The sequence below is a fragment of the Polaribacter sp. ALD11 genome (assembly GCF_002831685.1).
In the GTDB taxonomy this organism is placed as follows: Bacteria; Bacteroidota; Bacteroidia; order Flavobacteriales; family Flavobacteriaceae; genus Polaribacter.
The window spans coordinates 487,389-499,580 of sequence record NZ_CP025119.1; the positions used below are offsets into that span (position 1 = coordinate 487,389).

Genomic DNA, 12,192 nt, shown 5'->3' on the forward strand with positions numbered 1-12,192 from the left:
AGTTATAGTATCTAATATCTAATTAGTTTATATAGAACACTGTTCTCTCTGCTTTAATAAAATATAAATTCAGGAAACTTTTAGAAGAGAATATTTAAAACTAGCACATAAATTAAAAGCCTCGTTTACAATTCGTAAACGAGGCTTTTTTTATGATTTAAAAAGAAAAGGTTTTAGTTCTTTTTTTTGTTTTTAAATTCTTCAAACTTACTACCTTCTTTCTTAGGCCAGCTGTTATTAGAAGTATCTACATCTGCAGTTTCAAAATCTGGATCTACTACAATACTCTTAATTTCTTTAGATGACGCAAATACTCTTTTAGCAGTTGTATCATTACTCATCCAAATTTGAGCAGGGTACGTTTCTCTTTTTGTTGTTCCGTCAGCATACGTCAACTCCACAATAATTGGCATAACCAAACCTCCCGGTTTTTCAAATTCTACAGCATAAATAAATGAAGGTATTTCTTTTCCTTCAGCATATTTATTCATTGCATTAGCATTTGCGTCTTCTTTCTTATCAGTAATATAAACTAATTCACCTAAGTTGTCAAAATATTGTTTGTATTGTTCTTTTAATTTTACGACTCTTTCACCTGGTTTATCAGTTAAATATAAAGACTTCACTTCTTTAATACCAATATCAGTTACATCAGTTGTATAAAACCAACCTCTCCAGAACCAATCTAAATCCATTCCAGAAGCATCTTCCATGGTTCTAAAGAAATCTTCTGGTGTTGGGTGTTTAAACATCCAACGTTTAGAATAGGTTCTAAAAGCGTGGTCAAATAATTCTGGTCCCATAATTGTTTTTCTTAACATATATAAACCAGCAGCTGGTTTAGAATATGCGTTAGGTCCAAATTGCTTTACATAATCTCCTTGAGACATAATAGGAGAGATGTTAGATTGATCTCCGCCCATATATCTTGTAATTTCTTTTGCTGGGTTTGAAGCAAATAATTCTGCATCATACACATCTTCAGCTAAAATTTCAACAAATGAGTTTAAACCTTCATCCATCCAAGTCCATTGTCTTTCATCAGAATTTACAATCATAGGAAAAAAGTTGTGTCCAACTTCGTGTACAATTACACCAATCATTCCTTTTTTAGTTCTATCAGAATATGTTCCATCTTCATTTGGTCTTCCAAAGTTGAAACAAATCATTGGGTACTCCATTCCTTGTCTTTCTGAATGCACAGAGACAGCCTTAGAATATGGATAATCAAATGTTAATTTAGAATATTCGATAAGCGTTGTTGCAACGGCTCTTGTAGAATGCTCTTCCCATAACGGGTTTCCTTCTTTAGGATATAAAGAAGTAGCCATAACCGTTTTACCGTTTATATTTACTGCCATTGCATCCCAAATATATTTTCTTGAACTTGCAAATGCAAAATCACGGACTCTGTTTGCTTTAAATTTCCAAGTTTTTGTTCCTGTTGCACGTCCTTTTTCAGCTTTTTCAGCTTCCTCCTGCGTCACAATAATTACAGGGTTGTCAAACGTTTTTCTAGCTTTTTCGAAACGCTTGCGTTGTGTTTTTGTTAAAACGTCTTTTTCATTCTGTAAAGAACCAGTAGCTTCTACAATATGATCTGAAGGTACCGTTAAGTTTACTTCATAATCTCCAAATTCTAATGCAAATTCAGAACGCCCCCAAAACTGCATGTTTTGCCATCCTTCAACATTATTATACACAGCTAATCTTGGAAAGAATTGTGCAATTGTATAGTTGTTGTTTCCGTCTTTGAAATTTTCTAATCCAGAACGACCACCATCTTTATTAATATCATTGATTAAATAGTTCCACTGAATTCTAAATTCAAAAGTTTTACCAGGAGCCAATGCTTCAGGTAAATTAATACGCATCATGGTTCTATTAATTGTGTGCGATAATGGTTTACCATTACTTTCTACTTTTGTAATGTCATAACCAAAACCTTTTTTTTCGTTCATATAAGAACTTTTAAAATTATCTGGCGTAACAAATGCAGCAGCACTATTAGATTTTGCTAACGGAGTTTTTGAATCATCCGCTCTCATATTTTGATCTAACTGTACCCATAAGTATTCTAAATGATCTTTAGAATTGTTGTGATACGTAATTTCTTCATCACCATAAATTTTGTTAGCACTTTCGTCTAAACGAATGTCCATCACATAATCTACTTTTTGTTGTGTGTATTGGTGACCAGGAGCACCCGAGGCTGCATGTTGGTCATTTGGAGTTGCCAAAACATCTTTCAATTGTCGGAATTTGTTTTGATCTGTGTGCCCTTGTTGTGTTTTCTTCTTTTCTTTCGTTCCTTCTTGCGCTATGGTTGCAAAACTGATAAAGAAAAGTGAAAATACTAGTAAAGAAAGTTTTTTCATTTTTGTTTGATTTGAATTAAAATATGCCGTCTAAAGTAAGCATATAAGAGCAACTCCGTTAAATATTGTTAAAATTTTAACAAATCTTTATAAAAAAAAGCGATGTGAAAATGAATTCACACCGCTTTTTAAAATTATTGAAACTAAAAAATAAAATATGCCGGAAGGTTTATCTGTTATCAGGGTATTTCTGAGTTCTCGATTGCGCTCGAACAGATATGCTTCATTTTCTTAATTTTTCATCTTTGTTTTAAACTTGCTAAATTTATCTTTTTTCTCTCTAGGAAAACTGTTATTAGATACATCTACATCTGCAGTTTCTAAATCTGGATCTATCATAATTTTAGTTATTTGCTTGTCTGAATGAATCGCTTTTGTAACTTGTTTGTCATTATATCTCCAAATTTGAGCAGGATATGTCTTTTTCTCTGTGGTACCATCATCATAAGTGTATTCTACAATAATTGGCATAACCAAACCACCTGGTTTATTAAATGTAATTTCATAGAAATAGTTAGAATTCGCTTTTTTAGGTTTCGTTATTTTTAAACCAGCGCTTTTATCTTCAATAAAATTGATGGTTTCTTTATTGTCATCTGTCGCATAAAACTTTTTTACATTTTCGATACCAATATCTGTAACATCAGTTGTGTAAAACCAACCTCTCCAAAACCAATCTAAATCTACACCAGAAGCATCTTCCATTGTTCTAAAAAAATCTGCAGGAGTAGGGTGTTTAAACATCCATCTTTGAGAATAGGTTCTAAAAGCATGGTCAAATAATTCTTTACCCATAATTGTTTCTCTCAAAATCCATAAAGCAGTTGCAGGTTTTCCGTACGCATTGTTACCAAAGCTATGTACATTATCTCCTTTCGACATAATTGGAGAAATCTTAGATTGATCTCCAGCCATATAACGTACAATGTTTTTAGGTAATCCTCTACCTAAAGGATATCCCTCTTCATAATCCATCATAGCTAACATTTGTACATAAGAGTTTAAACCTTCATCCATCCAAGTCCATTGTCTTTCATCAGAGTTTACAATCATAGGAAAAAAGTTATGACCAACTTCATGCACTGTTACACCAATCATTCTATATTTTGTTCTGTCTGAATACGTACCATCAGCATCTGGTCTTCCTGGATTGAAACAAATCTGCGGATATTCCATTCCCATTTGTCCGTCTACAGAAATTGCTTTGTGATACGGGTAATCAAATGTATATCTAGAATATGTTTTTAACGTTTGTGCAACTGCTCTTGTAGAGTGGTCACCATATAAAGGATTCGCTTCTTTAGAATATAAAGATTCTGCCATCACCGTTTTTCCATTGATGTCTACTGCCATTGCATCGAAAATAAATTTTCTTGAACTAGCAAATGCATAATCTCTCACATTTTCAGCATAAAACTTCCAAGTTTTAGTCTTTTTAGATTTACTTTTTTCTATTTTTTCTGCTTCTTCCTGAGTTCTAATAATTACAGGGTTGTCAAAAGTTTTTCTAGCTTCTTCTATTCTTTTTAATTCTTTATTAGAAAAAACATCTTTAGGGTTTTGTAAAATACCTGTTGCCCCTAACATATGATCTTCTGGTGTTGTAATATTTACCGTAAAATCTCCAAATTCTAAAGCGAATTCACTTCGTCCCCAGAATTGGTCATTTTGCCAACCTTCTACATTATCATACACACATAATCTTGGGTAAAATTGAGCAATAACATAGTTGTTATTTCCATCTTTAGGAAAGTGCTCATAACCAGATCTACCACCTTGTGTTCTGTGATTGTTAATATTGTACCACCATTTTATTTTGAATTGAAACTGCTCACCAGAAGCCAAAGGTTGTGCTAAATCAATACGCATCATTGTTTGGTTTATGATATAAGATAAATTGCTATCATCTGTATTTGTTACACTTTCTATTTTAAAACCACCATCAAAAGGAGTATCTACATAAGATTTATTAAATCTTGTTTTAGAGGTTTTGTTAGGAATTGTACTAGATTGAATGTCTGGAGATTTAGAATCTGCAGCTCTCATATTTTGATCTAATTGAACCCATAAATACTGTAAAGTATCATCTGAATTATTATGATATGTTATGGTTTCATTCCCGTAAATTCTTGTATTATCGTCGTCTAAAACAATGTCTATATTATAGTCTACCTTTTGCTGCGTATATTTTAAACCTGGTGCACCAGAAGCAGTTCTTTGCAAATTAGGTGTTGGTAAAAGCTCTTTTAGTTGCTTAAATTTATTTTGATTGGTGTGCCCTTCTTTTGCTTTAGAATCTTGCCCAAAAGTAGCACTGGTTAGAAACACAATTGAAAGGATTAGTAGCCCTATTTTTCTCATAATTTGAAATTTGTATTGATTAGTATTCATTTTAATAGGTTAATATTTTATTATAATCATCTTTAGAAAGTAAAACACTTTTATTTTTCTTACCTACTTTAGATTTTATTAAGTTTTGTTGTTCTGGAAAATGTTTCATTAATATTTTATTGGTAATTTCTATCGTAGAAATGGTAGGTATATTTTCAATTTCTAAGTAAAAATAGACCAAATCTCCGTCATATTCTTTTCCAATATATGTAAACTCTTTAGCAACATTATCAATTTTAAATTGAAGTTTAGTTTTTAAGTATTTTTCAAAATAAACATCATTATTTTGAAGTTCTTTTTTTGTTGTGAGTTGCAAATCGATCTTATAGTCTTTATTTAAAGCAGTCTCAATATCATCCATAAAGACATTAATAATAATTTGTACAGATTTAGATTCTTCTTTAAATTTTATCTGTGTTAAGCTTAAATAATATTTATGTGCAGAGAAGGAGAGCAACGGAATTACTAAAAGTAATAAAAAGGATTTTTTAAATTTCATATAAATTTGAAAACAATTACTGAGCCAAATTACTCATTTTTTATAATTTGTAGGTACGTTTTACTTTCTGTTTGAAAAATTTTAATAATATCTAAAACCTTTTTGTCTTTATGAAGTGTTTCAATTCCTAAAGGATTGCAGTATTCTAAGAAATGAAAGTACTTATCCATAGGGATTTTCAGTTCATCAAAAAAGAATTTTTCACCTAGCTCAGACATTATTTTATAAGGAAAAGCTTTTTTTCTAGCCAATTTTTTTCTTAAAGCCCACAAACGTTCAGAATCTTTAAAAGGAATTGTTCCACCGGCCCCTGCGCCAGAAAATGAATTAGGCACTGTGTTAACTATAGGTGGTTTACTTCTGTCTATCTCGTCAATAGAAAATCTTAATTTACCAAATTCTATTTCAGAAAAATCCATAAGGTTTCTTAATAAAGAATCTTTTTTGTTGTTAGGTACACTTTTAGAATCGATACCCAAACTACCAGATAAGTTGTGTTTTTTTAATTCGAAAGTATCTAAAACAACTGTATTATAAGCTAATTTTACGTTTATAGATTTATTATGAATGTTGTTTTTATTGATGATTACAAATTTGGTAATGTGCTGTATTGAAGATATTCTTAAGGAATCTCCTTCTGTTACAAAAATTCTAAAAACACCGTTGTCTGAAGAAAAAGTACCTTGATTCGTTTTTACGTTAATGATATTCGCATTTTTAACCGTGCTTAAAGAGTCTGTAACTTTACCATTTATTAAGGTTTTTCTTTGTTGGGAAAAAGTAGAAAACACAACAAAACTAAAAAGGAACACTAGAAGTATTTTTTTGATCATGCAGTTAAGTTGGGTAGCTACAAATTTCGGAATTAGATTTTTTAAAGACATATAATTTTTTGGTAAACTTCTGTTAAAAGATTTTTATAATTTTAAATAGCCAATACTTTCTTCTTTTAATACTTTTATCAACTTTAAGATTTTGTTTTTTTTATAAAGTTCAACAACACCTTTGTAAGAACAATACGTAAAAAAGTGATTGTATTTTTCTTTCGGGATCTTTAATTCCTTTAAAAAGAAATCTTCGCCTAGTAATTTGAAAATTTTAATTGAAACTTGTTGTTCTTCTTCTAATTTGTCTAACAGATATTTTTCTTTACTTATAGCAGTTTTTCCACCAGATGAAATACCAACACCTTGAAAAGTACCAGTAAGTTTAATAGCTTTAGGTTTGGCTAAATGAATTTCATTTGCGCCCATTGGCATATTAGAGATAGCGTATATATCCATGCTTTTAATTTCATGCAATAATTTTTCTACGGCATCTGCTTTGTAATTTTTTGGTGTTTTTTTTACATCTAAAGATAGAGAACCCGTTAAATCTGTTCTTTTTAGTACAATTTCATCTAAATTATAGGTTTCTCTTTTTAGAAAAATGAGATTCTTTTTTTCTCTTAAATGGAACGCTTTTACCTGTATAAGAGTTGTTTTATAACCTATAGAAGTTATTTGTAAACTATCGTTTTCTTTTGCTGAAATTCTAAAAATACCATACTCGTTAGAAAAAGTACCTTGTCTTGTCTTTAAATTAATAACATGTGCATCCTTTACTGCTAAAGTAGAATCGATAATTTTTCCGAAGAAAAAACTTTTGTTTTTTTGAGAATATGATGAAACAGAAATTATAAAAATAATAAAAAGTAGTGTTTTTTTCATATGGTTAATTTTTTACAAAGAAAATAGAACCATCACTTAAAACTCTATTAATAGAATTGTAAATTGTTGTTAAATCAGTTCTTTTTTAAGGCTAATTTTACTTCAAAATTTTCTTTCTGCTGAAAAGACTTACTTTCTTTTAGTAATATTTGGGTAAGTCTTAAATGATCTTTTTTGTTAAAAAGGTAAATAATGTTTTGCTTTAGACAGAAATTTAAAAATGAATTTATAAGCTCTTGTTTAATTTGTAAATCAGTAATAAAAAAATCATCTGTAAAATATTTTCTTATATTTAAAAGGCGCTCATCTTCCAAAGTTATTTTTTTAAGAACTTTAGCTCTTTTATTGTTTCCATTAAATGCATTTAATAAATTATCTAAATTTACAACTGCGCCAGAACGAATTTTAAAAGTAGTGTTATCTATTTTAGGTTTCGTATTTGCATAAGGAAGGTTTAACGTTTGCGCATTTATAGTTGGTCCTTTGTAGATCATAATATCTTTGTCTTGTTCAAATATACTTCTTGGTTTTTCTAGTGTAAATTCTTGTAATGCTGTTACTTGTTCTGTTAAATTAATAGTTAACTTTAAAGAACTCATGTTCTTTTTTGTTATAGTAACTATTAAATTTTTAAGATTTATATGAGAAATAGAGATACTGTCGCCTAATCTTACAGGTAAATTAAATGAGCCAGTATCATTTGTTACGGTTCCTATATTCGATTTTAAATTCACAATATGCACATCATGAATAGGTATGCTATCTAACCTTACTTCACCATTTATTAATTTTCTCTTGTCTTGAGATTGTATTGGTTTGAAAAAGAAGAAAAGTAATATTAAGAGTATTAAATATCTCATGTTACAAAGAAATATAAAGAGACTCTTAAAAATGTATTAACAGATATGTAAATTTTTGTTAAAGTGAAAATTATAAAACAATTTCACTATTTTTGAGTTATGAAAAAATTAATTATAGCAAGTACTTCTACCGTTTATGGAACTGGTTATTTAGATTATTTATTACCAACTTTACAATTGCATTTTAAGGCAGTAAAAACGCTTACTTTTATTCCGTATGCAAGACCAGGTGGAATTTCTTATGACGATTATACAACCATTGTTAAAAAAGCATTTTCTAAAATTAAGATAGATGTAAAAGGAATTCATGAGTTTGAAAACACAAAAGAAGCTCTTTCAAATGCGGAAGCAATTTTTACTGGCGGCGGTAATACGTTTGAGTTGGTTAATCAATTATATAAAAAGGACGTTTTAGGTGTTTTAAAAAAAGCATTGGAGAGTGGAACACCTTATTTAGGTACAAGTGCAGGAAGTAATATTTGTGGCGTAAATATGAGGAATACGAATGACATGCCAATTGTGTATCCGCCAAGTTTTAAAACTTTAGGGTGTATTCCTTTTAATATAAATGCACATTATTTAGACCCAATAGCAGATTCTAAGCATATGGGAGAAACTAGAGAAACTAGAATAAAAGAGTTTCATGTTTTTAATGAAACGGCCGTTTTAGGTTTACGAGAAGGAAGTTGGCTTTCTGTTGAAGGTGAAAAAATTACACTTCAAGGAAAACATTCTGCAAGATTGTTTCAACAAAATGAAAAACCCGTTGAGTTAGAAAGTGGAGTAGTGGTGTGCGTTTAGTTTATTACTTTTCTAGAGAAGGAAGAAAAAGGTCTCGAGATTTATTTATTCAAAAAAGTCTAATTTTATAAAATCTTAGAAATGTATTTTCAGAAATTTTAAAACTTGCGTTTAAAGTAATTAGAGTATGTTGTCTAGAGCTTCTTTTCTTTGTTCCGTTAAAAAACAGAACAAAGAAAAAGAGCGCTACTAATAGACCAATATAAATTATACTTAATAAGTTACATAGTCTACAATTTCTAAACCATAACCAATCATACCAACTCTTTTTGTCTGTTTAGAGTTTGTAATTAATTTTAATTTACTAATGTTTAAGTCGTGTAAAATTTGAGCTCCAATACCAAAATCTCTATTATCTAACTTAATTTCGGGTGCCTTTATTTCTCCGTTTAGTTGATTTTCTTTTAAAATATTTAATCTAGACAATAAATTTTGAGATTGATTTTGCTGATTTACAAAAAGGATGGCTCCTTTTCCTTCATCATTAATCACCTGAAACATTTGGTCTAATTTCTTATCTGCGTTATTTGTTAAAGTTCCTAAGATGTCATTATTTACAGAAGTAGAATTTACGCGTGTTAAAACGCCTTCTTCTTTAGACCAAGAACCTTTGGTTAACGCAATATGAATTTGATTATTGGTAGTTTGTTCATACGCTCGCATTCGAAATTCGCCAAAACGAGTCGTAATATCAAAATCTTCTTTCTTTTCAATTAAAGAGTCATGCTCCATTCTATAAGCAACTAAATCTTCAATAGAAACGATCTTAATATCAAATTTTTTGGCAACTTTTAAAAGTTCTGGTAAACGTGCCATTGTACCATCTTCATTCATTATTTCTACAATAACTCCTGCAGGTTCTAAACCAGCCAAACGAGCAAAATCTATGGCAGCTTCTGTATGCCCAGTTCTTCTTAAAACACCACCTTCTTTAGCTCTTAAAGGAAAAATATGTCCAGGTCTTGCTAAATCGAAAGGTTTTGTTTCTTTATCTACTAAAGCTTGCATGGTAAGCGCTCTATCGGCAGCAGAAATACCTGTTGTTACACCTTTTCCACGTAAATCTACTGAAACGGTAAAACCAGTTTCCATAGGATCTGTGTTGTTTTCAACCATCATTCCTAATTCTAGCTCTTTGCAACGTTTTTCTGTTAATGGTGCACAAATTAATCCACGACCGTGAGTTGCCATAAAATTAATCATTTCTGGAGTTGCTTTTTCAGCAGCAGCTAAAAAATCGCCTTCATTTTCTCTGTTTTCATCGTCAACAACAATAATAACTTTTCCGTTTCTAACATCTTCAATTGCTTCTGCAATATTGTTAAGCTGTGTATTTTTTTCGTTTGATAAAGAGGTCATACTTTTATATGTCTTTTTTAGACTTAAATTTTAGAAATAAATTTTTAATTGGGTTTAGAATTGTATCAATATTAAATAATCCTTTGTCTTTAGTAGCTCTTCTTGTTAAGAAAATTCCGAAAGGAATCATAACCATTGCAGAAATCCAAGATCCTAATAAAGAAGAAATTGAGCTTTCTTCTGCTAAGTTTTTTCCCATGGTGTTTCCAAAGAAGTAAATAACGTAAATACCTATTGCTAAGATCATTGGTAGGCCAAAACCACCTTTTCTAATAATAGACCCTAGAGGAGCACCAATAAAAAATAGGATTAAGCAAGAGAAAGACAAGGCGATTCTACCATAATATTCAGAATCGAAATAGTTTAATGTTTTTCTTTTCCTTTTAATATTATCTATATTATTTTTTACGTTTGTAAGTGCACTATTCATCTTTGTTTTTGATCCATTTAAAATACTAATTTTATTTTTTAGGTCAAAGTTATCAAGGGTACTAATTGTATCTATATTTTTTGTTTTTAAAGAATCTGAATATTTATATAATTGGTTTGATTTAGATATCGATGAAATACTATTAGCTCTAGATAGTAACAAATCGTTATAAGAAGTCTTCAGAACAGGAATGGTGTCATTAAGTTGCTCTAGCTTAAGCATCTTATAACTGTTCTTAAAACGTTCTTCGTCTAAAGCACCATCACCAACTAAATCAGAAATATCTATATTAAATTCATATTCTTTAAATGTTGCTTGTGAGGCAGGCATTTTTTGTTTCTTAGCGTTAGATTTTGAAGATTTTGTGTGGTCTTCGTAATAATAACCATCATATAAGATAAAAGTCATATATCTACTACCTTCTTCAGAAATTATTTTGCCTCTTTCTGCAGTAATTACTTTCTGATTTCCTTTTCTAGAACTTAAATCGTAGATTAAAACATTCTTTAGTAAGTTTTTTTCCTTCCCATATTTCTCATCAAATTTAATTTGATAATTAGGTAAATCGCTATTAAAACTACCAGGAACCAATGCTAAAGCTGGCTTTTTCTTTTTAATATTATAGTATAAATTTTGTTGCTTTAGTATTGCATACGGAAAAATGTTATTCAAAAATAAAAAATTGATTCCGCTTAAAATAAGTGTAAGAAAGATAAGTGGTCTAACTAAACGTTGCAATGAAATTCCTGCAGATTTTGCTGCAGCAAACTCATAGTTTTCTCCTAAACTACCTAAAGCCATAATAGAAGAGAGTAATACTGCAATTGGTAGTGCTTGCGGCACAATACTAAGCGATGTATAGTATAAAAATTTAAAAATAAAACCTATACTAATACCTTTACCAGCTATGTTTTCGAAAGTTTGCCAAAGTAATTGCATTACTAAGACAAATAAAACAATTAAGAATGTAGCAGCAAAAGGTACTAAGAATGTTTTTAAGATGTATTTATCTAAAATTTTCATTGTAGCAAAAGTAGTTTCTTAAATATAAATATGCTACTAATTTTCTGTTAATTGAAAGAATTAATCTATTGTGTAATTTTGATTTAGATATTTTGCTTTGTTAAAAGAGAAAAAGTTCTGAGATAAGTCCTCATTCTTTTTAAATTTGGTAATAGTAAACGTAGTTTTTGATGCATTTGCACCTGTTTGAATTAATTTATAGATGTGCTTTGTCTTTGCATCGATACCTAATTCTACTTTTACAATTTCTGAATTACTATCGATAGGATTTAGAGTTACAAACTGAATGTCTCTGCCCTTAATATTTTTTAATTCTCCCATTTCTAAGTTGTAGCCTTCTTTGTAAAAGGTTAATAATTTAGAAGGATAAATAAAACCATCATCTCCACTTAAATCGCTATCTGAAATAGAAATCTCCTTTTCATCATGGTTAATTACATATAGTTTTTTACCATCATAAATAAACTGATTACCTAAATAATTTAAGCTATATTTTTCTCCTTTTAAATTAATTTCTCCTCTAATTGGTGGTTCATCACCTTCTTTTATGCCTGCATCTTCATTACTTAAGGTTTGGCTAAAACCAATATACATATTTTTGTAAGCGCCCATTTTAGTAGAAACATCATCTAATAAAGATTTTGCTTTCACATCATTTTGTGAAAATGTAATGGTTGTTATAAAAAGACTTAAAAATAAGATTCCTGTTTTTTTCATAATTTAATACGTATCAACTCTTACT

General features: G+C 29.8%; 10 protein-coding genes. 1 reads left to right on the forward strand and 9 read right to left on the reverse strand.

Translation table 11 applies throughout. From position 1 onward, the window contains the following. Positions 1-173: 173 nt before the first annotated feature. The 6 genes from CW731_RS02030 to CW731_RS02055 all read right to left on the reverse strand — a co-directional run bounded on the left by CW731_RS02030 (position 174) and on the right by CW731_RS02055 (position 7,837). Positions 174-2,378, reverse strand: a complete 2,205-nt coding sequence (locus tag CW731_RS02030; RefSeq protein WP_100945157.1) for a M1 family metallopeptidase — start codon at positions 2,376-2,378, stop codon at positions 174-176. A 231-nt stretch (positions 2,379-2,609) separates the two neighbouring features. Continuing rightward, positions 2,610-4,739 (reverse strand): M1 family metallopeptidase, encoded by a 2,130-nt coding sequence (locus CW731_RS02035; RefSeq protein WP_100947595.1) that lies wholly within the window; start codon positions 4,737-4,739, stop codon positions 2,610-2,612. A 31-nt stretch (positions 4,740-4,770) separates the two neighbouring features. Further along, on the reverse strand, positions 4,771-5,268 hold the full coding sequence (locus tag CW731_RS02040) for a DUF6702 family protein (RefSeq protein ID WP_100945158.1): 498 nt from the start codon (positions 5,266-5,268) through the stop codon (positions 4,771-4,773). Positions 5,269-5,297: 29 nt separating this feature from the next. Further along, on the reverse strand, positions 5,298-6,101 hold the full coding sequence (locus tag CW731_RS02045; RefSeq protein WP_100945159.1) for a hypothetical protein: 804 nt from the start codon (positions 6,099-6,101) through the stop codon (positions 5,298-5,300). Between the two features lie 84 nt (positions 6,102-6,185). Continuing rightward, the gene (locus CW731_RS02050; RefSeq protein WP_100945160.1) at positions 6,186-6,977 is read right to left on the reverse strand and encodes a carboxypeptidase-like regulatory domain-containing protein; all 792 of its coding nucleotides are present in this window, start codon (positions 6,975-6,977) and stop codon (positions 6,186-6,188) included. 74 nt (positions 6,978-7,051) lie between these two features. Next, positions 7,052-7,837 carry a hypothetical protein gene (locus tag CW731_RS02055; RefSeq protein WP_100945161.1) on the reverse strand — a complete coding sequence of 262 codons (786 nt, stop codon included), beginning with the start codon at positions 7,835-7,837 and terminating at the stop codon, positions 7,052-7,054. 99 nt (positions 7,838-7,936) lie between these two features. On the opposite strand from CW731_RS02055, the gene pepE reads away from it, so the two are divergent. Further along, a complete protein-coding gene (pepE, locus tag CW731_RS02060; protein WP_100945162.1) occupies positions 7,937-8,638 on the forward strand; it encodes a dipeptidase PepE in 702 nt (233 codons plus the stop codon). A gap of 213 nt (positions 8,639-8,851) precedes the next feature. On the opposite strand, the gene ribB is transcribed toward pepE, so the two are convergent. Genes ribB through CW731_RS02075 form a run of 3 tightly spaced genes read right to left on the reverse strand, consistent with a single transcriptional unit; the run spans position 8,852 to position 12,167 of the window. Further along, the gene (ribB, locus tag CW731_RS02065; protein ID WP_100945163.1) at positions 8,852-9,997 is read right to left on the reverse strand and encodes a 3,4-dihydroxy-2-butanone-4-phosphate synthase; all 1,146 of its coding nucleotides are present in this window, start codon (positions 9,995-9,997) and stop codon (positions 8,852-8,854) included. Between the two features lie 4 nt (positions 9,998-10,001). After that, a complete protein-coding gene (locus CW731_RS02070; protein WP_100945164.1) occupies positions 10,002-11,450 on the reverse strand; it encodes an LptF/LptG family permease in 1,449 nt (482 codons plus the stop codon). A gap of 60 nt (positions 11,451-11,510) precedes the next feature. After that, positions 11,511-12,167, reverse strand: coding sequence for an outer membrane lipoprotein carrier protein LolA (locus tag CW731_RS02075; RefSeq protein ID WP_100945165.1), 657 nt, complete (start codon positions 12,165-12,167; stop codon positions 11,511-11,513). Positions 12,168-12,192: the final 25 nt, after the last annotated feature.